This window comes from Streptomyces sp. NPDC001617 (assembly GCF_053596855.1).
In genome coordinates this window covers 59671-82808 of sequence record NZ_JBSFHA010000048.1, presented here as the reverse complement: position 1 = coordinate 82808, position 23138 = coordinate 59671, and the positions used below count along the sequence as shown (strand labels likewise).

The following is a 23138-nucleotide window of genomic DNA, read 5'->3' as shown; positions in this document are numbered from 1 at the left end:
TTCACAACCCCCCCTGCCCTTGCGGTCTTGCGGAGACGTACGAGAAGTGCTGTGGCCGATTCCTCCCCCAGTCTCGAACAACCTCGACCGGGGGGCGGCAGCCCCCAGCGACACCCGTGCCGACGCCGGCACTAGGCCTCCCGACGGTGCCTTCCGCCGGCCGCCTCTTCACGCTCCGCTGCCGACGCGGCCTTGCGTTCCTTCTCCGCCTGCTCCTCCGCCTCCATCTCCGCGAACACGTCGATGGGAGCGGGGGCCTTGGCAAGGAACACCCACGTCAGCCATACGGCGAGCAGGAACGGCGGAATCTTCAGGGCCACCAACACCCAGCCGAGCTGCGCCGTGTTGGCCCACCAGTACAGCGGGAAGAGGATCGCGCACTTGGCCAGCAGGATCAGACCCCAGGCCCAACTGGCCTTCGCGTACGCCTTCTTGCGGCCGGGGTTGCGGGTGCGCCAGGAGAGGTTCTCCTTGAAGACCGGGCCGAGGATCAGGCCGATCAGGGGGACACCGCACAGGGTCGTGATGATGTACGCGAGCGCCAGGCCCAACGTGTAGAGCATGCCGGGCAGGTAGAAGTCCTTGGCGTTGCCCGTCATCATCGCGAAGACCACACCGAAGGCCACACCGAAGACGCCGCTGAACGCGTGCTTGACGGTGTCCCGCATGACCAGCCGGACCACCACGAGCAGCAGGGACACCACGAGGGCGGCGATGGCCGACCAGTGCAGGTCCTTGTTGATCGTGAAGATCGTGACGAAGAGCAGGCCGGGCAGCACCGTCTCGACCATGCCCCGGACCCCGCCGAACGCCTCGAACAGCGCGGCCTCGGTCACCGCCCGGGCATCGTCGGCAGACGTGTCTTCTGTCGGCTTGTCGAGCGACGTCACCGGCTACTCCCGTCCGAGGGGTCTCAGTTCGTATTTCGGGTTGAACAGCACCCGGCGGCCCCGGCTCAGCGAGATCCGGCCCGATGCGATCAGTCTGCGCCCCGGCTCTATCCCGACGATGGAGCGCCGACCGAGCCACACCACGTCCAGCGCGGCGGAGCCGTCGAACAGCTCGGCCTCCAGGGCCGGGACGCCCGCCCGCGGCCGCAGGGTGACCGTGCGCAAGGTACCAGTAACCGTGACGATCTGTCGGTCGTGGCAGTCGCCGATGCGTACACAGCCCGCCGTCTCGGCGTCCTCCCGCAGCTCCTCGGACTCCAGGTCCTCCTGCGAAGAGGAGAGCCGGTCGAGCATGCGCCGGAACCGGCCCACCGGCTTTTCGGAACGAGGAACAGCACTCATATCTGAAGCGTACCGGGGTGCACTGACACCTTCGTACCCGCGGGGCCCGGCCCCGAACCGACCCCTTCGCCCCCGGCCTGCTACTTCTCGAACCGGTACCCCATGCCCGGTTCCGTAATGAAATGCCGGGGATGTGATGGATCAGACTCCAGCTTGCGCCGCAGCTGTGCCATGTACACGCGCAGGTAGTTGGTCTCCGTCCCGTAGGACGGCCCCCACACCTCCTGGAGCAGCTGCTTCTGGCTGACCAACCGCCCGGTGTTGCGGACCAGCACCTCCAGCAGATGCCACTCCGTGGGCGTCAGCCGTACATCCCGGCCGTCCCGGTTGACCTTCTTCGCGGCGAGGTCGACGGTGAACTCCCCGGTCTCCACGGTCGTCGCCTCGTCCTCGCCGGCCCCGACGGGCTCGGCGCGGCGCACGGCGGCCCGCAGCCGGGCGAGCAGCTCGTCCATGCCGAAGGGCTTGGTGACGTAGTCGTCGGCGCCGGCGTCGAGGGCCTCGACCTTCTCGTCGGAGGTGTGCCGGGCGGACAGCACCAGGATCGGCACCCGCGTCCAGCCGCGCAGGCCCCGGATGACCTCGACGCCGTCCATGTCGGGCAGGCCCAGGTCCAGGACGACCACGTCGGGGTGTCGGGCGGCCGCGAGCTGCAGGGCGGTGGCGCCGTCGTGGGCCGCGTCGACCTCGTACTTGCGCGCCTTGAGGTTGATCACGAGGGCGCGCACGATCTGCGGCTCGTCGTCGATCACGAGCACCCGGGTCATGTGACCTGCCTCTCTGGTTGCGCCTGCTGGACAAGCTCCTCCGCACGCGATCCTTCCGCACGCAGGGTGAGGACCATGGTGAGCCCGCCGCCGGGTGTGTCCTCGGCGTCGAGGGTGCCGCCCATGGCCTCGGCGAAGCCGCGGGCGACCGCGAGGCCCAGCCCGACCCCGGCGCCGCGCGGAGCGTCGCCGTAGCGCTGGAAGGGCTCGAAAATGCGCTCCTTGGCCTCGTCGGGGACGCCGGGGCCGCCGTCGACCACCCGCACCTCGACGCGGTCGGCGATGGCGCTGGCTGCCACCAGGACCGGCTTGCCCGCCGGGCTGTACTTGACGGCGTTCTCCACCAGGTTGGCCACCGACCGCTCCAGCAGCCCGGGGTCGACAGCGACCATGGGCAGGGTTTCCGGGACGTCCAGCTCGACGCTGTCCTCGGGCACCCCGACCAGCGCCATCGGCACCACCTCGTCGAGGTCGATCTCGCGGATCAGCGGAGTGACCGTGCCGGTCTGCAGCCGGGACATGTCGAGCAGGTTCCCGACGAGGTGGTCGAGCCGGTCGGCGCCCTCCTCGATGCCCGCCAGGAGCTCCGCCTGGTCCTCCTCGGACCACGCCACGTCGTCGGACCTGAGCGACGACACGGCCGCCTTGATCCCGGCCAGCGGGGTCCGCAGATCATGGCTTACGGCGGCCAGCAGCGCCGTACGGATCCGGTTGCCCTCGGCGAGCGCGCGGGCCCGGTCGGCCTCCTCCAGGAGGCGTCGGCGGTCCAGGACGACAGCAGCCTGGGCGGCGAACGCGGCCAGCACCCGGCGGTCCTCGGCGGGCAGCACCCGCCCGGTCAGTGCGAGCGCCATGTGGTCGCCGACCGGCACGTCCACGTCGGCCTCCTCGGGCCGCTCCACGGCCGGCCCGAGTCCCGCGCGGCCCGCGCAGGTCCAGGGGTCGTGGTCGCCAGCCCGCTCCAGGAGGGCCGCCGACTCCATGCCGAAGGTCTCCCGAACACGCTCGAGCAGCTCCTCCAGACCGGTCTCGCCGCGCAGGACGTTGCCCGCGAGGAAGGACAGGATCTCGGACTCGGCGCGCAGCCGGGCCGCCTGGTGGGTGCGCCGGGCCGCCAGGTCGACGACCGAGGCCACCGACACACCGACGGCCACGAAGATCACGATGGCGACGATGTTCTTGGGGTCGGCGATGGTCCAGCGGTGCAGGGGCGGTGTGTAGAAGTAGTTCAGGAGCAGGGAGCCGACCGCGGCCGAGGCCAGCGCGGGCAGCAGCCCGCCGAGCAGCGCCGCCGCGACCGTGACCGCCAGGAACAGCAGCATGTCGTTGGCGAGGCCGAGGTGGACGGTGTTGAGCAGCGCGGCAAGGATCGCCGGGCCGAGTACGCCGACCAGCCAGCCCCAGATGATCCGGGACCGGCCCAGTCGCGCACCCCGGGCCACCGGCAGCCCACGCCCCTTGCCGGCCTCGTCGTGGGTGATCAGATGGACGTCGAGATCGGGCCCCGAGTCCCGGGCGACCGTCGCACCGACGCCCGGCCCGAAGACGTACTGCCAGCTCTTGCGCCGGGAGACGCCGAGCACGATCTGGGTGGCATTGACCCCGCGCGCGAAGGCGAGGAGCGCCGCCGGTATGTCGTCGCCGATGACGTGGTGGAAGGTACCGCCCAGGTCCTCGACGAGAGTGCGCTGGACGGCCAGTTCCTTCGGGGAGGCGGAGGTGAGCCCGTCGCTGCTGGCTATGTAGACGGCGAGGACCTCGCCTCCGGCGCCCTTCTCGGCGAGCCGCGCGGCCCGCCGGATCAGCGTCCGCCCCTCCGGACCGCCGGTCAGCCCGACCACGATCCGCTCCCGCGAACCCCAGATCTTCGACACCCGGTGCTCGCTGCGGTACTGCTGCAGATACTCGTCGACCCGGTCGGCGACCCACAGCAGCGCCAGCTCGCGCAGGGCGGTCAGGTTGCCGGGGCGGAAGTAGTTGGACAGGGCCGCGTCGACCTTGTCCGGCTTGTAGATGTTGCCGTGCGCCATACGGCGCCTCAATGCCTGTGGCGACATGTCGACAAGCTCGATCTGGTCGGCCCGCCGCACCACCTCGTCCGGCACGGTCTCCCGCTGCCGTACGCCGGTGATGGACTCGACGACGTCCCCGAGGGACTCCAGGTGCTGGATGTTGACGGTCGAGACGACATCGATGCCGGCGGCGAGCAGTTCCTCGACGTCCTGCCAGCGCTTGGCGTTGCGGGAGCCGGGGACGTTGGTGTGGGCGAGTTCGTCGACCAGGGCGACGGCGGGGGCGCGCCGCAGCACCGCGTCCACGTCCATCTCGGTGAACACGGCCCCGCGGTACTCCAGCTCCCGGCGCGGCACCTGCTCCAGGCCGTGCAGCATCACCTCGGTGCGCGGCCGCTCATGGTGCTCGACGAAGGCCACGACGCAGTCGGTCCCCCGCTCCACGCGCCGGTGCGCCTCGGAGAGCATCGCGTACGTCTTGCCGACGCCCGGTGCCGCACCGAGGTAGATCCGAAGCTTGCCGCGTCCCATGGTCCCTATTGTCTTCCGGTCACTGCTGCCTACGCAGCGTCGACCTTACGGCCAACAATCGCGACAAATAGTGCCGGGACCACCGCCTGGACCGTCTTTGACGCAACTCTGACGCCGCGCCGCTTCACTGTTCGACGATCTCGCCGTCGGACAGCTCCAGGACCCGGTCGGCCAGGTCGAGCAGCGTCGCGTCGTGCGTGGCGACCAGCGCGGTGACGTTCTCGCTCTGTACGACGGCCCGCAGCAGCTCCATGACGCCGTGCCCGGTCTCCGCGTCCAGCTGGCCGGTCGGTTCGTCGGCGACGATCAGCGAGGGGCTGTTGGCGAGGGCACGCGCGATGGCGACGCGCTGCTGCTGGCCGCCGGAGAGCTCGCCGGGCCGCTGCCGGGCGTGGTCGGCCAGGCCGACGAGCGCGAGCAGCAGCTCGACGCGCTCCTCACGCGCGCGTACCTCGGCGCGGCGCAGCCGCATCGGGACGCCGACGTTCTCGGCGGCCGTAAGGATCGGGATGAGCCCGAAGGACTGGAAGACGAAGCCGATACGGTCCCGGCGCAGGGCCAGCAGCCCGTCCTCGCCGAGCTTTGAGAGATCGAGGCCGTCGACGGTGACCCGTCCCTCGTCCGGTACGTCGAGTCCGCCGACGATGTTGAGCAGAGTCGTCTTGCCCGAGCCCGAGCGCCCCTTGAGGGCGACGAGTTCGCCGCGCGGGACCTCGAACGAGACACCGCGCAGGGCGTGCACCGCGGCGGCTCCATGGCCGTAGGACTTCTGGACGTTCTCGACCCGCACCATGGTCTCGGTGACCACCTGGCTGCTCATGTCGCCTCCCCCGTCGACCGGGCGCCAGTATCGCGGCGTAGCGCCCGGCCGTTCAACGGTTCAGTTCGGGTTGTCCCCGTGGGTGAGGGTCTCCCAGGCGACGAACAGGCCATCGGTGCCGGCCGGGCGCTGCTGGCAGGTACTGACCAATACACCGTCAAGGGTCCACGCACGAGAAAGGGCCGCACCCCCTGCTCGGGGATGCGACCCTGCTACCTCTACGACTGTCTAGCGCACCTCGGTGATCTCCGGACCGCGCTGCAGCTGGCCCATACCGCCGGAGAAGCGGGAGCCCTCCTCCTGCTGGACGCCCTCGGGGACCATCTGGGCGTCGTTCGGCAGCTTCAGGACGATCGGGTCGCGGGGCGCCATCGGGCCCTCGCCGCGGACCACGACCGTGTCCCTGAAGATCTGTTCGAGCAGACCGGCCGCCTGCGGCTGCACCGCGCCCTGGCCCGAGATCACACCGCGCAGGAACCAGCGGGGACCGTCCACGCCGACGAAGCGCACGACCTGGAAACCGCCCGTGCCGTCCGGCAGCTGCACCGGCACCTGGGCGCGCAGCTCCCAGCCGAGCGGGCCCTCGACCTCGTCGACGATGCCACCCTGCTGGGTGATGCCGGAGCCGATCTCCTCGCGCACCTCGCCCCAGATGCCCTCGCGCTTGGGCGCGGCGAAGGCCTGCAGCTGGATGGCGCTGTCGCGCAGCACGACGGTCGCCGCGACGATCGCGTCGCCCGCGACCTCGACGCGCAGTTCCATGCCGTCGACGCCCGGGACGAAGAGTCCGCCCAGGTCCACACGGCCCTCCCCGGGCTCGCGCACCTCGGTGTCGTCCCAGGGCCCGTCCGGCCGCGGTTCGGGCTCGAGCCGTACGCGCTCGCGCCCGACCTCTTCCACGTCGTCCGCCTCAGCGTCGACACTGTCGACGACCTGCTCGGCCTCGCCGGCCGCGTCCTCGGCGGCACCCTTCTTCTTGCGACGTCCGAACACGTCACTGTCCTTCCCGGTCGGATACGACCGAAGCGTATCGATTCCCACCCGTAGTGCCGCCCACGGCGGCCTGACCGCTTGTGCTGTTCGTACCGGCCACCACCGCATGTCCTCCGGTGGACCCGAAGCCCCCTTCGGCCCGCGCCGAGTCGGGCAGCTCCGCCACCTCCTGGAAGCGGACCTTCTCGACCTGCTGGACGACCAGTTGGGCGATCCGGTCGAAGCGCTCGAACCGCACTGCCTCGCGCGGGTCGAGATTCACCACGATCACCTTGATCTCCCCACGGTACCCGGCATCAACCGTCCCCGGGGCATTCACGAGGGCGACACCGCAGCGGGCGGCGAGCCCTGACCGAGGGTGCACGAAGGCCGCGTACCCCTCAGGGAGCGCGACGGACACCCCGGTGGGCAGCACAACCCGCTCGCCGGGCTTCAGTTCGCACGCCTCGGTGGTGCGCAGATCGGCTCCCGCGTCGCCAGGATGCGCGTACGACGGAAGCGGTACGTCCGGGTCGACGCGCCGGATCAGCACGTTCACGGGGGCACGGCTCACGGGTTCACCTCGAAGGCGCGGGCGCGCCTTTGCTGGTCGGGGTCGCTCATGGCCGCGTGGATCTCCTCCGGACGGCCGTTGTCGATGAAGTGGTCGACCTTGACCTCGATGAACAGGGCGTCGGCGCGGACGGCGACCGCGCCCTCGGGGCTGTCGAGGCGCCCGACGGCGGTCGAGTAGATCTTGCGGCCCGCCACCGCCGTGACCTCGGCCGACAGATGGAGCGTGGTGCCGACCGGCACCGGACGCACGAAGTCCGTCTCCAGCCGGCCCGTCACGGCGATCGCCCGCAGCAGCCAGTTCAGCGAGCCGAGCGTCTCGTCCAGCGCGGTCGCCAGCACCCCACCGTGCGCGAGGCCGGGCGCGCCCTGGTGGGCGGGCTGGACGGTGAACTCCGCGGTGATCGTGACGCCTTCGCCCGCCCGCGCCGCCAGGTGCAGCCCGTGGGCCTGCTCGCCGCCACAGCCGAAACACTGGCCGTAGTGCGAACCGAGAAGCTCACCCGGCGCCGGAGCATCCGGGTGGCGCACCGGTTTCACCGCGTCGGCGGGAGGCTCAAGAGCTGCGGAAGTACCACTCACAGCCGCAGACCTTACCCGCGCGTCGGCGTGATCCGGACACCGTGCCAAGCTTGGCTTCATGCAGCTCTCCACGGCCCCCTACGAAGAACGCCTCACCGCCCCTCGTTCGTGGTGGGTGATCTCGTTCCTGATCGGCGTCTCCTGTGCCCTGATCCTGCTGCCGTTCGGCACGCTGCCGCTGCTCGGCGGGCTGGTCGGCGGTACGGCGGCCGCGGCGGTCGTGGCGAGTTCGTACGGGTCGGTGCGCATCCGTGTGGTGGGCGGCTCGTTGATCGCGGGCGAGGCGAAGATCCCGGTGACGGCGCTCGGCGAGGCGGAGGTGCTCTCCCCGGAGGAGGCACAGGCCTGGCGCACGTACAAGGCCGACACGCGCGCGTTCCTGCTGCTGCGGGCGTACATCCCCAGGGCGCTGAAGGTCGAGGTCACCGACCCGGAGGACCCGACGCCGTACCTGTATCTCTCCACGCGGGAGCCGGAGCGGCTGGCGGAGGCGCTGAAGTCGGCCAGGGAAGCGGCCGCGTAAGGCCGCAGGAGGCTCTCAGCCCTGGAAGCCGTCCTCCAGCTCCAGCGGGTGCTTCGGCGCCTCCAGGGGCGGCTGCCCGGCCAGCGCGTCCCAGGGCACCTGGATCTTGCGCAGGTCTTTGCGGATGCGCTCGGCGAGCTTCTTGGTGTCTCTGCGGTTCATGACCGCCCCGACGGCGGCGCCCACCATGAAGGGCATCAGGTTGGGCAGGTCGCGCACCATGCGCTTCATGATCTGCTGGCGCAGCTGGTGCTTCATCTGGCTGTTGACCGCGCCCCCGAAGCTCGACGGCTTCGTCACGTCGACCCCGCGCTCACCGGACCAGGAGTTCAGATACGCGGTGCTGCGCTCTCTCAGGTTTCCGGGCGGGCGTACGCCGTAGACCTCGTGGAGTTCGGCGATCAGCTTCAGCTCGATCGCGGCCACGCCGGTGATCTCGGCGGCCAGCTCCGTCGGCATGGCGGGCGGCACCGGCATCATCGCCGCCGCTCCGATGCCCGCACCGACCGTGGAGGTCGCGTTCGCGGCGCCCGACACGAGCTTGTCGGCGAGCTGCTCGGGCCCGAGGCCCGGGAAATGGGCCCGGAGCGTCGCGAGGTCGCGTACGGGCACACGCGGGGCGATCTCGATGATCCGGTCGGCGAGGTACCCCAGGCCCGCCCTGGCGCGGCTGCCGCCCTTGCGGACACCTTCCCGGACGGTTTCCCTGGCCTTGTCGCGGATCGCCGCGACCCGCCTGGCGACGGGCGCGGGCCTGTGCTGGGACGGCACCGGGAGGTCAGCCCGGCCTGCCGCCGATTCGAGCGAGGCCGCCCCGGATGACCCCGTGCCACCGGGTGTCGTACCGGATGAGCCCCGCTCGTCGTCACGCGTGCCGTGGGGACCGTCGGACGGCCCCTGCTCCGCTCCCTGCAGGGGGGAGCGGCGCTTCCAAGGGGGGGTCGAGCCAGTCACGGCCGACCCGGCCTCAGTCGCAGTCGCGGCAGATCGGCTGACCGTTCTTCTCCCTGGCCAGCTGGCTGCGGTGGTGCACCAGGAAGCAGCTCATGCAAGTGAACTCGTCCTGCTGCTTGGGCAGCACCCGGACGGCCAGCTCCTCGTTCGAGAGGTCGGCTCCGGGCAGTTCAAGGCCCTCTGCGGCCTCGAACTCGTCGACGTCGACCGCCGAGGTGGACTTGTCATTCCTCCGGGCCTTCAGCTCTTCAAGGCTGTCGGAATCCACGTCGTCGTCGGTCTTGCGTGGGGTGTCGTAATCCGTTGCCATTTCGCTCTCCCCCTCTGGGTGTCTGCGGGTGTCTCCAGCGCACGTAACGCGTGAGAGGCCGGACTTGTGCCCGCCTCGAGGCGGAGATTTTGCCTCACATCAAGGTCTGTTACTCAATCGACACCCAACCGGACTCCTCAAGAGTGATCGGCTGGGATGGCGAACGGGACCGTACACGGTCCCCCTGCCGCTCTCCAAAGGCGTCTCCACCTGTACTTCCCGTGATCAAGACACCCGAAAACCCGGATTTTCCCGGCTTTCCGACAGCTTTCATGATCACGGAGAGTGGATGGCCGGAAACCCGCCCATGTGATCGATCACACACGGAACTGCTACCGCAACAACGCTTTCACGGCCGGAAAATTCCGCGCAAAGCGAACACGGGCCCCTGTGTCGGCGACATGATCTCAGATCGGCAGAGCGACCCGCATCACGAGTCCACCCCCTTCACGCGGCTGGGCCGAGATGTGCCCGCCGTGCGCGCGGGCCACGGACCGGACGATGGACAGACCGAGCCCGACGCCCTTGTCACTGCCCGTCCGCTCCGTACGCAGCCGACGGAAGGGCTCGAACAGGTTGTCGATCTCGTACGCCGGTACGACCGGCCCGGTGTTCGACACGACCAGGACTGCCTGGCCGTGCTGGACCTCGGTGGTGACCTCGACCCAGCCGCCCTCGGGCACGTTGTACCGTACGGCGTTCTGTACGAGGTTGAGCGCGATTCGCTCCAGCAGCACGCCGTTGCCCTGGACGACGGCGGGCTTCTGCTCGCCACGGATCACCACGCCCTTGGCCTCCGCCTCCGCGTGCACCTGGTCGACGGCCTGGGAGGCAACCTCGGCGAGGTCGACCGGCTTGCGCTCGACGATCTGGTTGTCGCTGCGGGCGAGCAGCAGCAGGCCCTCCACGAGCTGCTCGCTGCGCTCGTTGGTGGCCAGCAGCGTCTTGCCGAGCTGCTGGAGCTCCACCGGCGCACCCGGGTCGGAGAGATGCACCTCGAGGAGCGTGCGGTTGATCGCCAGCGGGGTGCGCAACTCGTGGGAGGCGTTGCCGACGAAGCGCTGCTGTGCCGTGAAGGCCCGCTGGAGGCGCTCCAGCATGTCGTCGAAGGTGTCGGCCAGCTCCTTGAGCTCGTCGTCCGGGCCGTCCAGCTCGATCCGGCGGGACAGGTCCGAGCCGGCCACCGCGCGCGCGGTGCGGGTGATCCGGCCGAGCGGCGACAGGACGCGGCCGGCCATCGCGTAGCCGAACGCGAAGGCGATCACGGCAAGGCCGAGGAGGGCCAGCAGGGAGCGGCTGAGGAGGTCGTCGAGGGCGTGCTGGCGCTGGACGGACTCGCACGACGTGAGGATCGAGTTGAACTCGTCGTTGGTGGTCGCCTGGTTGAGCTTCGGACAGGTGGGGCTGGTGATGTTGATGCCGGTACCGGACACCTGGAAGGACTGGCCGCTGCCTTCGTGCAGGGCCTGGGCGGCCAGCAGGTAGATGATCGACAGCAGCAGGATGCCGGCGATCAGGAACATGCCGCCGTACAGCAGCGTGAGTCGTATGCGGATGGTGGGGCGCAGCCAGGGGTACTGCTGCTGGGGCTTCCTGGGGTCCCAGGTGGGTTTGGGGGGTGCCGTGGGGAGAGCGGGTGTGGCGGCCATCGGGGATCAGATCCGGTAGCCGGAGCCGGGCACGGTGACGATGACGGGCGGCTCGCCCAGCTTGCGGCGCAGGGTCATGACGGTCACGCGCACGACGTTGGTGAACGGGTCGGTGTTCTCGTCCCAGGCCTTCTCCAGGAGCTGCTCCGCGGAGACGACGGCGCCCTCGGAGCGCATCAGCACCTCCAGGACCGCGAACTCCTTCGGCGCCAGCTGGACCTCCTTGCCGTCGCGGAAGACCTCGCGGCGGTTGGGGTCGAGCTTGATGCCGGCTCGCTCCAGGACCGGCGGCAGGGGGAGGCTGGTGCGGCGGCCGAGGGCACGCACGCGTGCGATCAGCTCGCTGAAGGCGAAGGGCTTGGGCAGGTAGTCGTCGGCGCCGATCTCCAGTCCCTCGACCCGGTCGCTGACGTCGCCGGAGGCCGTCAGCATCAGCACGCGTGTGGGCATGCCGAGCTCGACGATCTTGCGGCAGACGTCGTCGCCGTGGACGAGCGGGAGGTCGCGGTCGAGGACGACCACGTCGTAGTCGTTGACGCCGATGCGCTCCAGGGCGGCCGCACCGTCGTACACGACGTCGACGGCCATGGCCTCCCGGCGCAGTCCGGTGGCCACCGCATCGGCGAGCAGCTGCTCGTCCTCGACGACGAGTACGCGCACGTCGCTTGTCCTTCCTGTGTCCACCCGCGTAGCGCCGGGCGGGCACAGGCGGGCAGGGGTCTTCATGGGTGTGTGCCTCCATCCTGCCCTTTTCGGCCGTAAGTCGGCTGTAAGACGGTGGGCGGCAGCTGATCGGCGGATGAATGGCAGGTGTGAGACCCGGGAATGCGGGACTTTTTCGTCCGGTTGAGGTTTCCGTGGAAGGGACCGGGGGGAGGACGGTTCATACCCCGCGATCACGCTCTGCTTGTGCCGCAACACCATGCGGCACGGCGCAATCCGCTTTCCGCAGAGTGGGCGTGTGGGTGCCTGGCACCGTCGCCGCCCAGCAGGGCAGTGTGCTGGGCATCTGCCGGAGACGTGATCGCCTCTTCCGAACGGCACACCCCCGTGCCACCGACCCACGACCCAGGACGAGGGGGCGCAGCATGGACGCATTCACCACGGGACTTCTGCAGCGCATAAAGGCGACCGAGTCCGACCTGACGCGGGCTCTTGACGAGGGCGACGACTTCCTCGTCGAGGTCGAGCAGGGCGAACTCGACGACCTGCGCCGCCTTGCCGCCGAGCACGGTGTGCAAGTTGGCGCATAGCGTCTGATCGGCCCGTGAGCGCGTGAAGGGACCCCGGCGAATCCAGCGCCGGGGTCCCTTCGTGTGCGCGCTCGGCGGCCGTCAGTCGTGCCAGGCGCCGAAGTCCTCCAGGAGCTGCTGGAGGGGCTCGAAGACGCCGGGTGTGCCGGCGACCGTCAGGTCGCGTGACGGGCGCTCTCCGGGGCGTCCGCCGGTCAGCACGCCCGCTTCACGGGCGATGAGGTCGCCCGCGCCGTAGTCCCAGGCGTTCAGGCCGCGCTCGTAGTAGCCGTCCAGGCGGCCGGACGCGAGGTCGCAGAGGTCGACCGCCGCCGAGCCGCCGCGCCGGATGTCGCGGAGCAGCGGGATCAGCTTCCGGGCGACCTCGGCCTGGTGGGTGCGGACCTCGGTGACGTAGTTGAAGCCGGTGGAGACCAGGGCCTGGTCCAGCGGGGGCGCGGGGCGGCAGGCCAGCGCACGCTCGCCCTCCCACGCGCCCGTGGCCCAGGCGCCCTTGCCGCGGACCGCGTGGAACGTCTCGCCGCGCATCGGGACCGCCACGACCCCGACGACCGTCTCGCCGTCCTGCTCGGCCGCGATGGACACTGACCAGGTGGGCAGTCCGTACAGGTAGTTGACGGTGCCGTCGAGCGGGTCGATCACCCAGCGGATGCCGCTCGTGCCCTCACTGGAGGCGCCCTCCTCGCCGAGGAAGCCGTCGTCCGGGCGGCGGGCGGAGATCAGGTCCGTGATCAGCTTCTCCGCCGCGATGTCCATCTCGGTCACCACGTCGATGGGGCTCGACTTGGTGGCGGCCACCGCGAGGTCGGCGGGGCGGCCGTCCCGCAGCAGGTCGCCGGCGCGGCGGGCGGCCTCCTGGGCCAGGTCCAGCAGCTCTTGGTGGAGGGGGTCGGTCACCTGGCTCCTCATGCGTAGGGGCTGTCGGCGCCCGCGGCGGCCGGCTTGGGGGCCCGGCTCGGACAGCAGCCGATCGGGCAGAGGTTGTGGCTCGCGCCGAGGCTGCCCAGGGCGCAGGGGGTGACCTCGTCTCCCCGCTCCGTGGCCGCGCGCTCCAGGACCAGGTCGCGGATGGCCGCCGCGAAGCGCGGGTCGGCGCCCACCGTGGCCGAGCGGCGCATGGGGAGGTTCAGCTCCTCGGCCTTGGCCCTGGCCTCCGTGTCGAGGTCGTAGAGGACCTCCATGTGGTCGGAGACGAAGCCGATGGGGGCGATGACCACCGAGGGGGCGCCTGCCTCCTGGAGGGCCTCCAGGTGGTCGCAGATGTCCGGCTCCAGCCAGGGGATGTGCGGGGCGCCCGAGCGGGACTGGTAGACGAGCTGCCAGGGGTGGTCGATGCCGGTGCGCTCGCGGACCGCGTCGGCGATCAGCCCGGCCACCTCCAGGTGCTGCTCGACGTACGCGCCGCCGTCCCCGTGGTCCTCGACCGGGCCCGAGGTGTCCGCGGACACCGTGGGGACGGAGTGCGTGGAGAAGGCGATGTGGGCGCCGTCCCGGACGCCCTCGGGGAGGTCGGCGAGGGACTGGACGACGCCCTCGATCATCGGCTCCAGGAAGCCCTCGTGGTTGAAGTAGTGGCGCAGCTTGTCGACCTTCGGGAGGTCGAGGCCCTCGGCCTCCAGGGCGGCCAGCGAGTCGGCCAGGTTCTCGCGGTACTGGCGGCAGCCCGAGTACGAGGCGTAGGCGCTGGTGGCCAGCACCAGGATGCGGCGGTGGCCGTCGGCCACCATCTCGCGCAGGGTGTCCGTCAGGTACGGCGCCCAGTTGCGGTTGCCCCAGTGGATCGGCAGGTCCAGGCCGTGCTCCGCGAAGTCCTTGCGGAGGGCGTCCAGCAGGGCGCGGTTCTGGTCGTTGATGGGACTGACCCCGCCGAACAGGAAGTAGTGTTCGCCGACTTCTTTGAGCCGTTCCTTGGGGATTCCGCGCCCGCGCGTGACGTTCTCCAGGAACGGGATCACGTCGTCGGGGCCCTCGGGGCCGCCGAAGGAGAGCAGGAGCAGGGCGTCGTAGGGGGTGGCGTCGAGCACGTCTCGCATGGGTCGATCCTGTCATCCGGTACTGACAGCCGGGAAACGGCGGGGTGACGGGCCGGGTTCCCGGGGTGGCCCAGCCGGTGCGTCCGCATCCGACCGGGTGCGTCAGGGTCACCTGACTCGTAAGCTGTATCGGCTGCATACGCGCCTTACTGAGCCGCTGTCCCTTTCCTCACCGGAGCCCGCCGTGCCCAGCCCGTACCGCGCCCTGTTCGCCGCACCCGGCTCCAAGGGCTTCTCCGCCGCGGGGTTCCTCGGCCGGATGCCGCTGTCGATGATGGGCATCGGCGTGGTCACGATGGTCTCCCAGATCAGCGGGCGGTACGGGCTCGCCGGCGCGCTGTCGGCCACCATCGCGCTGGCCGCCGCGGCGATCGGGCCGCAGATATCCCGGCTGGTGGACCGGCACGGGCAGCGGCGGGTGCTGCGGCCCGCCACGCTGGTCGCGCTCGCGTCGGCCGCCGGGCTGCTGCTCGCCGCGCGCTTCGGGTGGCCGGACTGGGTGCTGTTCGTGTGCGCCGCGGGGATCGGGGCGGTGCCCAGCCTGGGGGCGATGATCCGGTCCCGGTGGGCGGCCCTGTACCGGGGGACTCCGCAGCTGCACACCGCGTACTCGTTCGAGTCGGTGGTCGACGAGGTCTGCTTCATCTTCGGGCCGATCATCTCCATCGGGCTGTCCACCGCCTGGTTCCCGGAGGCCGGGCCACTGCTCGCCGCCTGCTTCCTGGCCGTCGGCGTCTTCTGGCTGACCGCCCAGCGGGCCACCGAGCCGAAGCCCCACCCCCGGGAGAAGCACGGCAGTGGTTCGGCGCTCCGGGCGCGTGCGCTGCAGGTTCTGGTGGCCACCTTCGTGGCGACCGGGGCGATCTTCGGATCGGTGGACGTCGTCACCGTGGCCTTCGCCGACGAGCGGGGGCACAAGGGGGCCGCGAGTGTCGTGCTCGCCCTGTACGCGGCGGGGTCCTGCGCGGCGGGAATCGTGTTCGGGCTGCTGCGGCTCACAGGAGCACCACAACGTCGCTGGCTGCTGGGCATATGCGCGATGGCCGTGAGTATGATCCCCCTCCTACTGGTCGGAAACTTGCCGTTTCTGGCCGTGGCGCTGTTCGTCTCGGGCCTGTCCATCGCTCCCACGATGATCACGACGATGTCCCTGATCGAAGAGCACGTACCACGCGCGCAGTTGACCGAGGGCATGACCTGGATCAGCACCGGGCTTGCGGTCGGCGTCGCGCTCGGCTCCTCCGTGGCCGGCTGGGTCATCGACGCGGCCGGCGCGCGTGCCGGGTACGGGGTTCCGGCGGTGTCCGGGGCCGTCGCGGTCGCGGTCGGTTTCCTGGGGTACCGCCGGCTCAGCAGGCCGGCGCCGCGACGGGGAGGCACCGTTGAGCAGCACAGCGAGCGGGAAGAACGGCACGTGGCGTAACTGGGGCGGCAATGTCGCGGCCCGTCCCGCGCGAGAGGTCACTCCGGCCTCCGTGGAGGAGCTGGCCGCGGCCGTACGAAAGGCCGGGGAGGACGGACTGACGGTCAAGGCGGTCGGTACGGGCCACTCGTTCACGTCCATCGCGGCCACGGACGGAGTGTTGATCCGCCCTCAACTGTTGACCGGTATCCGCAAGATCGATCGCGATGCCATGACCGTCACGGTGGAGGCCGGCACCCCGCTCAAGAGGCTCAACATGGCCCTGGCGCGCGAGGGCCTGTCGCTCACCAACATGGGCGACATCATGGAGCAGACCGTCTCCGGCGCCACCAGCACCGGCACGCACGGCACGGGGCGCGACTCGGCCTCGATCGCCGCCCAGATCAAGGGACTTGAGCTGGTCACCGCGGACGGGTCGGTGCTCACCTGCTCCGAGAAGGAGAATCCGGACGTCTTCGCGGCCGCCCGGATCGGCCTGGGCGCCCTCGGCGTCGTCACCGCGATCACCTTCGCCGTGGAGCCGGTCTTCCTGCTCACGGCCCGCGAGGAGCCGATGCCCTTCGACAAGGCGCTCGCCGACTTCGACGAACTCTGGGCCGAGAACGAGCACTTCGAGTTCTACTGGTTCCCGCACACCGGCAGCACCAACACCAAGCGCAACAACCGCAGCGCCGGCCCGGAGAAGCCGGTAAGCCCGGTCGCCGGCTGGTTCGAGGACGAGTTCCTCTCCAACGGCGTCTTCCAGGTGGCCCAGTGGGTCGGCCAGGCGGTGCCGGCCACGGTCCCGACGATCGCCCAGATCTCCAGCAAGGCCCTGTCCGCGCGCAGCTACACGGACATCCCCTACAAGGTCTTCACTTCTCCGCGCCGGGTGCGCTTCGTGGAGATGGAGTACGCCGTCCCGCGCGAGGCCCTGACCGAGACGCTGCGTGAACTGAAGGCGATGGTCGAGCGCTCCGGCCTCAGGGTCAGCTTCCCCGTCGAAGTGCGCACCGCCCCGGCCGACGACATCACGCTGTCCACCGCGTCGGGCCGCGACAGCGCGTACGTCGCCGTCCACATGTTCAAGGGCACCCCCTATCAGGCGTACTTCACCGCCGCCGAGCGCATCTTCACGGCGCACGAGGGGCGTCCGCACTGGGGCAAGGTGCACACGCGCGACGCCGAGTACTTCGCGGGCGTCTACCCGCGCTTCGGCGAGTTCACCGCCCTGCGGGACCGTCTTGATCCGGATCGGCGGTTCCAGAACGACTACTTGCGCAGGGTGTTGGGCTCGTAGCGATCAACCAACCGCGCGAGAAGGGGACGTACGGACGAAGCCATTGGCTCCGTTTCTGGTGATTACGTGAACTATGCCACGTTCAAGATCCCGGAAACCGCTCAACGGGCGGCCGAGTCCCGCTTCTTGTCAGAACTTGGGGGCGCGCCAATCCACGCACGTGGTCCGAATGGAGTACTGTTGCGAGCCCTGGGTCCGGCCTCCCGCCAGGGTGTCCGCGGCTTCAAGGACCGCCAGGAGGGGGCTAGTTGCACAGGGTGACGGAGTTGGTCACTTAGCGTTGCGAATAGGTAACCGTGCCATAACGGCGTTCCAGGGCCCGTGCCCGACACGCCGGGCAACTCGGCAAGGTTGTGGCAGGCTGCACCCGGGCAGGCCACACTCGACTAGCGGAAGCAGCGACGCACGTGACGTCGGCAGGCACCACCCGGGAGGTCCCCATGCCCGAACTGCGTGTCGTGGCCGTCTCGAATGACGGCACACGGCTGGTGCTCAAGGCTGCCGACTCGACGGAGTACACCCTCCCGATCGACGAGCGGCTGCGCGCCGCCGTCCGCGGTGACCGGCCCCGTCTCGGCCAGATCGAGATCGAGGTCGAAAGCCATCTCCGTCCCCGCGACATCCAGGCGCGTATACGCGCCGGTGCCACGGCGGAAGAAGTCGCGCAGCTCGCAGGAATCCCCGTCGACCGCGTACGCCGTTTCGAGGGCCCCGTGCTCGCGGAGCGTGCGTTCATGGCCGAGCGGGCGCGGAAGACTCCGGTCCGTCGGCCGGGTGAGAACGCCGGGCCGCAGCTCGGCGAGGCCGTCCAGGAGCGGTTGGTGCTGCGCGGCGCCGAGAAGGACACCGTGCAGTGGGACTCGTGGCGCCGCGACGACGGCACCTGGGAGGTCCTGCTGGTCTACCTGGTCGCGGGCGAACCGCACTCGGCGAGCTGGACGTACGATCCGCCCCGGCGGCTCGTCCAGGCCGTCGACGAGGAGGCGCGCTCGCTGATCGGCGAGTCCGACGACCTCGCGGCCCCGGAGCCCAGCTTTCCCTTCGTACCGCGCATCGCACGGCTGCCGCGCGACCGCCCGCTGGACCGCGCCCTCGACCGGCCGAGCCTGCCGGCACAGGCGTCCGAGCCCGCGGAGGAGATCACGGCGAGCGAACGGGACTCGCTGACCAGTCTGTTGGAGGCGGTACCGAGCTTCCGCGGCGACCTGGTGGTCCCGGAGCATCCCTCCGAGACCCCCGCTCCCGAGGAGCCCCCCGCCGCCGAACCCGTGGAGGAGGAGCCCCCGGCCCCCGCGGCCTCGGCCGGTTCCGCCTACGCGGACGTCCTCATGCCCCGCTCGGTCACCAGCCACCGTGACCGCCTGGTCGGCGCGACGGACCGCCAGGCCGAGGCGGACGGCGTCCGCCCGGGCCGCAGGGCGGCGGTCCCGAGCTGGGACGAGATCGTGTTCGGGACACGGCGCAAGAAGCAGGAGTAGCAGGCAGGCACGCGCGCGTGAGGGCCCGTCACCGAGTGACCGGGCCCTCACGCGCGCGTGCCGACTACTGAGGGTCGGGCCCCACGGCGACCGGCCGCGCCGGATCCGACGACCACTCCGACCACGAGCCCACGTACAGCGCCGCCGGAATCCCCGCCACCGCCAGCGCCAGCACCTCGTGCGCCCCCGAGACGCCCGAACCGCAGTACACGCCTACCTCCGAACCTTCCGCGGCACCCAGGGACTTGAACCGCTCGGCCAGCTGCTCCGTGGGCAGGAACCGCCCGTCCACCCCCACGTTCTCGTTCGTGGGCGCGGACACCGCGCCCGGGATGTGGCCGCCGACCCGGTCGATCGGCTCCACCTCTCCCCGGTACCGCTCCCCCGCCCGCGCGTCGAACAACACGCCGACCCGAGCCACCGCGGCGGCCGCATCGGCGTCCAGCAGCCCCGAATCCCCCGCCACCGGCTCGAAGTCGCCCTCGCCCGGCGTCGGCGCCGCCGTCTCCAGTTCCCCCTCCCACGTCGGCAACCCGCCGTCGAGGACCCGCACATCCGGGTGACCCGTCCAGCGCAGCAGCCACCACGCACGGGCTGCCGCCCAGCCCTGTCCGCCGTCGTACACGACGACCGGCGTACGGGCCGAGACACCCGCGCGTCGCATCGCGGTGCCGAAGACCGTGAGGTCGGGCAGCGGGTGCCGGCCGCGCTCGCCGGGCGTGGCGGCCAGCTCCGAGTCCAGGTCGACGTAGGCGGCACCGGGGATGTGCCCGGCCGCGTACTCGGCGCGGCCGTCGAAGCCGGGCTCTCCTGCCGCCTTGGGCATGCTGAGCTGCCAGCGGACGTCGAGCACCACCGGCGGGTTCGTTCCCGCCAGGTCGCTCGCGAGTTGGGATGCGGAGATGATGGCGTTCATGGCCACCATCCTTGCGCACGGGGTGGCCGCAGCGTCCATGTACGGCTACTCTGCTCCGCCGGACAGGCCCGATCACGAGGCGTACGGACTCGGGCACATGCTGTACAGCTGATCGACGCCCGTGGGCAATCGCACGGAAACGGACGAGAAACCGCACACCGGGCATTCTGTGAGCACGGGCATCCGGGCGCGGCGCGCCCGGAGCGCACACCGGCACGGGTGGTGCGAGCATCGGCACGGGTACCGGAGCGGAAGCGACGCGGCCACCGCGAGGGGTCGAGGGAGAGTGACGATGACCGAGGCACGGGGGTCGGCCGGCTCGAACGGCGACACGCACGCCCGGCACACACCCGGCACACCCTGCTGGGTGAGCCTGATGGTGCACGGTTTGGCCGCGACCCAGGACTTCTACGGCGCCCTGTTCGGCTGGGAGTTCCAGCCGGGGCCACAACAGCTCGGGCCCTACGTCCGGGCTCTGCTCGACGGCCACGAGGTGGCCGGCATCGGCCAGCTCCCGCCCGACCGTCATCTGCCCATCGCCTGGACGCCGTATCTGGCCTCGGACGACGTGGACGCGACCGCCGAAACGGTACGGCTGTGCGGCGGCACGATCGGGGTGGGCCCCTTGGACGCCGCCGAGGCCGGCCGCCTCGCGATCGGCTCCGACCCCTCCGGCGCGGTCTTCGGCATCTGGCAGGCGGCGGCACACCTCGGCACGGGCATCACGGGCGTGCCGGGCACCCCCGCCTGGAACGAACTCCTCACCTTCGAGTCGGCGAGCGTCGCCAAGTTCTACGAGACGGTCTTCGGCTACGAGGAGGAACCGGTCGTCTCCGCCGACTTCGACTACGTCACCCTCCACATCGACGGCCGGCCCGTCGCCGGCATCCACGGCGTCGGCCACGCCCTCCCCCGCGACCGGGGCCCGCACTGGATCACCTACTTCGAGGTCGCCGACGCGGACGATTCCGTGTCCCACCTCCTCCACCTGGGCGGCCACGTCCTGAGCCCCCCGAAGGACAGCCCCCACGGCAGGGTGACCACGGTGGCGGACCCCGAGGGCGCGCGGTTGTCCCTGATCGAGAGCCCCCGCTGAGCCCCGGCTCGCCGTCCAACGGAGCCATCCTCGTCGACAAGGCGGGGCAGCACTTCTCCAGCGCCATCGAGAACTCGGCGACGGTTCCCGCGTCATCGCCGTCCGGTTCGCCCTCGACAGCGGCTTCTGCGACGACGTCGGTGAGTGGGTCGTGCGCTGATCTCAGGCCGACTGCATCGGCAGTACGTCCGGTGACAGCGCCGCCGCGCGGGCCGTGGCCGACGTCATCCGGCGGCGGTGGTGGCGGCGGCACAGGACCTCGTAGCCGATGGCCTCCGCCTGGTTGACGTCGCCCACGACCACCTGGGCGCCCTCGACGACCATCTCGCCGCCTATCGTGCGGGCGTTGTGGGTGGCGCGGGCGCCGCACCAGCACAGGGCCTCGACCTGGAGGACCTCCACGCGGTCGGCGAGCTCGACCAGGCGTTGCGAGCCCGGGAAGAGCTTGGAGCGGAAGTCGGTCGTGATGCCGAAGGCGTAGACGTCCAGGCCCAGGTCGTCGACCACGCGCGCGAGTTGGTCTATCTGTTCCGGCACCAGGAACTGCGCCTCGTCGGCGATGACATAGTCCGCACGGCCGCCCTGGGAGAGGTGGTCGACGAGATAGGCGTAGAGGTCCTGGCCGTCCTCGACCTCCACTGCGTCCGTGACCAGGCCCAGCCGCGAAGAAAGCTTTCCCTCGCCGGCCCGGTCGTCCCGCGTGAAGATCATGCCCGCCAGGCCGCGTGCCGAGCGGTTGTGCTCGATCTGGAGAGCCAGCGTCGACTTCCCGCAGTCCATCGTTCCGGAGAAGAACACCAGCTCGGGCATGGGAAGTTGAGCACCTTTCGGCAAGGGAGGGACAGGCGTGGGCTTCAGGAGCGTACTTCGAGCAGGGGGACCAGTTGTTCGGCAGGGGTCATCGAACCGTGGTTGCCGACCATCGCCGACTCCTTCGGCTCCCGCTCGGACGCGATGATCAGGACGTCGTCGCGGGCGGCCGCCACCACGTCCCCGATGCGCGCGTACACGCGTTCGTCGATGTGCGGGCCGAACCAGCCCGCCGCGATCGCCTCGTCCCGCGAGGCCACCCAGAACTGCTCGCCGAGCACCTCGCGCCAGCAGGTCAGTACGTCGTTCTGGGCGCCCGGGACCGCGTAGACGTGGCGGGCGCGGCCCTCTCCGCCCAGCAGGGCGACCCCGGCGCGCAGTTCCCAGTCCTCGTCGAAGTCGATGCGGTGCTGCTCGTCGAAGGGGACGTCCATCATTCCGTGGTCGGCGGTGACGTACAGCGCGGTGCGCGGCGGGAGTTGCTCGGCGAGGCGCTGGACCAGCCGGTCGACGTGCATGAGCTGGCCGCGCCAGGTGTCCGACGCGACGCCGTAGCGGTGGCCCGCGCCGTCGAGTTCGGCGTAGTACGTGTAGACCAGGGAGCGGTCACCGGCGGCCAGTTGCTCGGCCGCGAGATCCATGCGGTCCTCGCCGGACAGCCGCCCGTGGAACGTTCCTCCACTGAGCGCGACCTTGGTCAGCGGGGTGTTCTCGAAGGTCGGGGAGGACACCTGGGCGGCGTGCACACCCGCCTCGTGAGCGAGTCGGAAGACGGTCGGATAGGGCTGCCAGGCGTGCGGCGCCGTCCACGGCTGCCAGCGCAGCTGGTTCATCAGCTCGCCGGTCTCCGGGTTGCGCGCGGTGTAGCCGGGCAGGCCGTGCGCGCCGGGCGGCAGGCCGGTGCCGACGGAGGCGAGGGAGGTCGCGGTGGTCGCCGGGTAGCCGGTGGTCAGGGGACGGCCGGTGCCGCCGCGCGAGCTGGCCAGCAGCGAGGTCATGAACGGCGCCTCGTCCGGGTGCGCCCTCAGCTGCTCCCAGCCGAGACCGTCGATCAGGAACACGCAGTTGCGGTCGGCGGGGGTGAGCTCGGAGATCGCGGCCGTCATGTCCGGTACGCCCATCCCCGCGGCCAGGGTCGGCAGGAGGTCGGCGAGGGAGCCGCTGCCGTATTCGGGCAGCGGCGCGGAGTCGACGGCGAGGGGTTCGGGGTGGGCGTCCCAGGGGGCGTGGACCATCAGCGGGTGGTGTCCGCGGTCGCCTCGGAGAGCGACTGGGCGAAGGCGAGGGCCTGGCGGACCGTCTCGGGGCCGTCGCCGGCCTCGCTGACACGCAGGCTGAGGTCGTCCGCCGTGGAGCTGCCCGTGTACCCGTGGTCGGCCTCGCAGTTGGGGTCGCCGCAGGCGGCGGGCTCGAGGTCGATGCGGGAGACGGCGCCCCAGCCGATGGTGAGGACGACCTCGCGGGGCAGCGTGCCCACCGTGTACTGCTCCGGGTTGGCGACCACACGGCTGACCACGACCGACGAGATCCGGCCGAGCTTCACGGACTCCGTCGACGTCGTGGCGTACGGCGTCGGGGAGGTGCTGTCGGCCGCCTGCTCGTCGGTGTGGCTGACGATGAAGCGGTTGCCGGTGAGGACGAGCACGGTCACGTGCCGCCGCACCTCGTTCTGGTCGAACGTCGTCTCCTGGTGGACCAGGTACGACCGGATGGAGTCGCCGCCCACGGCGGCCTCCACCGCCTCGGCCACGAGGGCCGGGTAGTAGCCGCTGCGCTCGATCGCCGCTCGCAGCCCCTGGGTCGTCGTACTGGTCTTGGCCATGATGTCCATCCTACGGTGGCCCACTGACTGCGAGGCACCGCTC

At 70.8% G+C, this 23138-nt stretch carries 24 protein-coding genes; 6 read left to right on the top strand and 18 right to left on the bottom strand.

Going from position 1 to position 23138, the window contains the following annotated elements:
* Positions 1 to 131 precede the first annotated feature (131 nt).
* From ACWC09_RS31100 to ACWC09_RS31065, 8 genes are all read right to left on the bottom strand, one after another.
* Positions 132 to 890, bottom strand: coding sequence for a DUF3159 domain-containing protein (locus ACWC09_RS31100; RefSeq protein ID WP_450854234.1), 759 nt, complete (start codon positions 888 to 890; stop codon positions 132 to 134).
* Between the two features lie 3 nt (positions 891 to 893).
* Complete coding sequence (locus ACWC09_RS31095) at positions 894 to 1292, bottom strand: OB-fold nucleic acid binding domain-containing protein (RefSeq protein ID WP_450854233.1); 399 nt, start codon at positions 1290 to 1292, stop codon at positions 894 to 896.
* Positions 1293 to 1372: 80 nt separating this feature from the next.
* Positions 1373 to 2059: a response regulator gene (locus tag ACWC09_RS31090; RefSeq protein ID WP_450854232.1), complete on the bottom strand. Its 687-nt coding sequence runs from the start codon at positions 2057 to 2059 to the stop codon at positions 1373 to 1375.
* Positions 2056 to 4602, bottom strand: a complete 2547-nt coding sequence (locus tag ACWC09_RS31085; protein WP_450854231.1) for an ATP-binding protein — start codon at positions 4600 to 4602, stop codon at positions 2056 to 2058. Before ACWC09_RS31085 ends, ACWC09_RS31090 begins: the two co-directional genes overlap by 4 nt.
* Before the next feature lie 124 nt (positions 4603 to 4726).
* Complete coding sequence (locus tag ACWC09_RS31080; protein ID WP_450854230.1) at positions 4727 to 5422, bottom strand: ABC transporter ATP-binding protein; 696 nt, start codon at positions 5420 to 5422, stop codon at positions 4727 to 4729.
* Positions 5423 to 5650: 228 nt separating this feature from the next.
* Positions 5651 to 6415, bottom strand: coding sequence for a DUF3710 domain-containing protein (locus ACWC09_RS31075; RefSeq protein WP_450854229.1), 765 nt, complete (start codon positions 6413 to 6415; stop codon positions 5651 to 5653).
* A gap of 1 nt (position 6416) precedes the next feature.
* Entirely contained in the window at positions 6417 to 6968 is a 552-nt protein-coding gene (gene dut / locus ACWC09_RS31070; protein WP_450854228.1) for a dUTP diphosphatase, read from the bottom strand.
* On the bottom strand, positions 6965 to 7549 hold the full coding sequence (locus ACWC09_RS31065; RefSeq protein ID WP_450854227.1) for a PaaI family thioesterase: 585 nt from the start codon (positions 7547 to 7549) through the stop codon (positions 6965 to 6967). Before ACWC09_RS31065 ends, dut begins: the two co-directional genes overlap by 4 nt.
* 58 nt (positions 7550 to 7607) lie before the next feature.
* Between ACWC09_RS31065 and ACWC09_RS31060 the strand changes: the two genes are divergently transcribed.
* Positions 7608 to 8072, top strand: coding sequence for a DUF3093 domain-containing protein (locus tag ACWC09_RS31060; protein WP_450854226.1), 465 nt, complete (start codon positions 7608 to 7610; stop codon positions 8070 to 8072).
* A 15-nt stretch (positions 8073 to 8087) separates the two neighbouring features.
* Here the strand turns inward: ACWC09_RS31060 and ACWC09_RS31055 are convergent, their stop codons facing one another.
* The 4 genes from ACWC09_RS31055 to ACWC09_RS31040 form a co-directional block, all read right to left on the bottom strand.
* A complete protein-coding gene (locus ACWC09_RS31055) occupies positions 8088 to 9026 on the bottom strand; it encodes a hypothetical protein (protein ID WP_450854225.1) in 939 nt (312 codons plus the stop codon).
* Positions 9027 to 9039: 13 nt separating this feature from the next.
* Positions 9040 to 9336 carry a DUF4193 domain-containing protein gene (locus tag ACWC09_RS31050; protein ID WP_005481602.1) on the bottom strand — a complete coding sequence of 99 codons (297 nt, stop codon included), beginning with the start codon at positions 9334 to 9336 and terminating at the stop codon, positions 9040 to 9042.
* 407 nt (positions 9337 to 9743) lie between these two features.
* Positions 9744 to 10985, bottom strand: coding sequence for a sensor histidine kinase (locus ACWC09_RS31045; RefSeq protein WP_450854224.1), 1242 nt, complete (start codon positions 10983 to 10985; stop codon positions 9744 to 9746).
* A gap of 6 nt (positions 10986 to 10991) precedes the next feature.
* Positions 10992 to 11645, bottom strand: coding sequence for a response regulator transcription factor (locus ACWC09_RS31040; RefSeq protein ID WP_020125132.1), 654 nt, complete (start codon positions 11643 to 11645; stop codon positions 10992 to 10994).
* Between the two features lie 428 nt (positions 11646 to 12073).
* Between ACWC09_RS31040 and ACWC09_RS31035 the strand changes: the two genes are divergently transcribed.
* Complete coding sequence (locus tag ACWC09_RS31035; protein WP_450854223.1) at positions 12074 to 12238, top strand: hypothetical protein; 165 nt, start codon at positions 12074 to 12076, stop codon at positions 12236 to 12238.
* Positions 12239 to 12319: 81 nt separating this feature from the next.
* Here the strand turns inward: ACWC09_RS31035 and ACWC09_RS31030 are convergent, their stop codons facing one another.
* Positions 12320 to 13135 (bottom strand): inositol monophosphatase family protein, encoded by an 816-nt coding sequence (locus ACWC09_RS31030; RefSeq protein WP_450854222.1) that lies wholly within the window; start codon positions 13133 to 13135, stop codon positions 12320 to 12322.
* A gap of 8 nt (positions 13136 to 13143) precedes the next feature.
* Positions 13144 to 14271 carry a ferrochelatase gene (locus ACWC09_RS31025; RefSeq protein ID WP_450854221.1) on the bottom strand — a complete coding sequence of 376 codons (1128 nt, stop codon included), beginning with the start codon at positions 14269 to 14271 and terminating at the stop codon, positions 13144 to 13146.
* Positions 14272 to 14455: 184 nt separating this feature from the next.
* Here ACWC09_RS31025 and ACWC09_RS31020 point away from each other — a divergent pair, with 184 nt between their 5' ends.
* The 3 genes from ACWC09_RS31020 to sepH all read left to right on the top strand — a co-directional run bounded on the left by ACWC09_RS31020 (position 14456) and on the right by sepH (position 18451).
* Positions 14456 to 15694: an MFS transporter gene (locus tag ACWC09_RS31020; protein WP_450854220.1), complete on the top strand. Its 1239-nt coding sequence runs from the start codon at positions 14456 to 14458 to the stop codon at positions 15692 to 15694.
* Positions 15654 to 16973: a D-arabinono-1,4-lactone oxidase gene (locus ACWC09_RS31015; protein WP_450854219.1), complete on the top strand. Its 1320-nt coding sequence runs from the start codon at positions 15654 to 15656 to the stop codon at positions 16971 to 16973. The genes ACWC09_RS31020 and ACWC09_RS31015 overlap by 41 nt, the downstream gene beginning before the upstream one ends.
* Positions 16974 to 17413: 440 nt before the next feature.
* Positions 17414 to 18451: a septation protein SepH gene (sepH, locus tag ACWC09_RS31010; protein ID WP_450854218.1), complete on the top strand. Its 1038-nt coding sequence runs from the start codon at positions 17414 to 17416 to the stop codon at positions 18449 to 18451.
* Positions 18452 to 18515: 64 nt separating this feature from the next.
* Here sepH and ACWC09_RS31005 read toward each other — a convergent pair whose 3' ends face one another.
* Positions 18516 to 19367, bottom strand: coding sequence for a sulfurtransferase (locus ACWC09_RS31005; protein ID WP_450854217.1), 852 nt, complete (start codon positions 19365 to 19367; stop codon positions 18516 to 18518).
* 292 nt (positions 19368 to 19659) lie between these two features.
* On the opposite strand from ACWC09_RS31005, the gene ACWC09_RS31000 reads away from it, so the two are divergent.
* On the top strand, positions 19660 to 20463 hold the full coding sequence (locus tag ACWC09_RS31000) for a VOC family protein (protein WP_450854216.1): 804 nt from the start codon (positions 19660 to 19662) through the stop codon (positions 20461 to 20463).
* Between the two features lie 162 nt (positions 20464 to 20625).
* Here the strand turns inward: ACWC09_RS31000 and ACWC09_RS30995 are convergent, their stop codons facing one another.
* The 3 genes from ACWC09_RS30995 to ACWC09_RS30985 are packed head-to-tail and all read right to left on the bottom strand — an operon-like array spanning position 20626 to position 23104.
* Positions 20626 to 21273 carry a thymidine kinase gene (locus ACWC09_RS30995; RefSeq protein ID WP_450854215.1) on the bottom strand — a complete coding sequence of 216 codons (648 nt, stop codon included), beginning with the start codon at positions 21271 to 21273 and terminating at the stop codon, positions 20626 to 20628.
* Positions 21274 to 21317: 44 nt separating this feature from the next.
* Positions 21318 to 22508: an alkaline phosphatase family protein gene (locus ACWC09_RS30990; protein ID WP_450854214.1), complete on the bottom strand. Its 1191-nt coding sequence runs from the start codon at positions 22506 to 22508 to the stop codon at positions 21318 to 21320.
* Positions 22508 to 23104, bottom strand: coding sequence for a DUF5998 family protein (locus tag ACWC09_RS30985; RefSeq protein WP_450854236.1), 597 nt, complete (start codon positions 23102 to 23104; stop codon positions 22508 to 22510). The genes ACWC09_RS30990 and ACWC09_RS30985 overlap by 1 nt, the downstream gene beginning before the upstream one ends.
* Positions 23105 to 23138 lie beyond the last annotated feature (34 nt).

Excerpts from the sequence above, each read along its gene's own strand:
- ACWC09_RS31060 (WP_450854226.1), top strand. The coding sequence starts at position 7,608 with ATGCAGCTCTCCACGGCCCCCTACGAAGAACGCCTCACCGCCCCTCGT.
- ACWC09_RS30990 (WP_450854214.1), bottom strand. The coding sequence starts at position 22,508 with ATGGTCCACGCCCCCTGGGACGCCCACCCCGAACCCCTCGCCGTCGAC.
- ACWC09_RS31005 (WP_450854217.1), bottom strand. The coding sequence starts at position 19,367 with ATGAACGCCATCATCTCCGCATCCCAACTCGCGAGCGACCTGGCGGGA.
- ACWC09_RS31080 (WP_450854230.1), bottom strand. The coding sequence starts at position 5,422 with ATGAGCAGCCAGGTGGTCACCGAGACCATGGTGCGGGTCGAGAACGTC.
- ACWC09_RS31095 (WP_450854233.1), bottom strand. The coding sequence starts at position 1,292 with ATGAGTGCTGTTCCTCGTTCCGAAAAGCCGGTGGGCCGGTTCCGGCGC.
- ACWC09_RS31035 (WP_450854223.1), top strand. The coding sequence starts at position 12,074 with ATGGACGCATTCACCACGGGACTTCTGCAGCGCATAAAGGCGACCGAG.
- ACWC09_RS30995 (WP_450854215.1), bottom strand. The coding sequence starts at position 21,273 with ATGCCCGAGCTGGTGTTCTTCTCCGGAACGATGGACTGCGGGAAGTCG.
- ACWC09_RS31045 (WP_450854224.1), bottom strand. The coding sequence starts at position 10,985 with ATGGCCGCCACACCCGCTCTCCCCACGGCACCCCCCAAACCCACCTGG.
- ACWC09_RS31000 (WP_450854216.1), top strand. The coding sequence starts at position 19,660 with ATGACCGAGGCACGGGGGTCGGCCGGCTCGAACGGCGACACGCACGCC.
- ACWC09_RS31025 (WP_450854221.1), bottom strand. The coding sequence starts at position 14,271 with ATGCGAGACGTGCTCGACGCCACCCCCTACGACGCCCTGCTCCTGCTC.
- ACWC09_RS31085 (WP_450854231.1), bottom strand. The coding sequence starts at position 4,602 with ATGGGACGCGGCAAGCTTCGGATCTACCTCGGTGCGGCACCGGGCGTC.
- ACWC09_RS31090 (WP_450854232.1), bottom strand. The coding sequence starts at position 2,059 with ATGACCCGGGTGCTCGTGATCGACGACGAGCCGCAGATCGTGCGCGCC.
- ACWC09_RS31050 (WP_005481602.1), bottom strand. The coding sequence starts at position 9,336 with ATGGCAACGGATTACGACACCCCACGCAAGACCGACGACGACGTGGAT.
- ACWC09_RS30985 (WP_450854236.1), bottom strand. The coding sequence starts at position 23,104 with ATGGACATCATGGCCAAGACCAGTACGACGACCCAGGGGCTGCGAGCG.
- sepH (WP_450854218.1), top strand. The coding sequence starts at position 17,414 with ATGCCCGAACTGCGTGTCGTGGCCGTCTCGAATGACGGCACACGGCTG.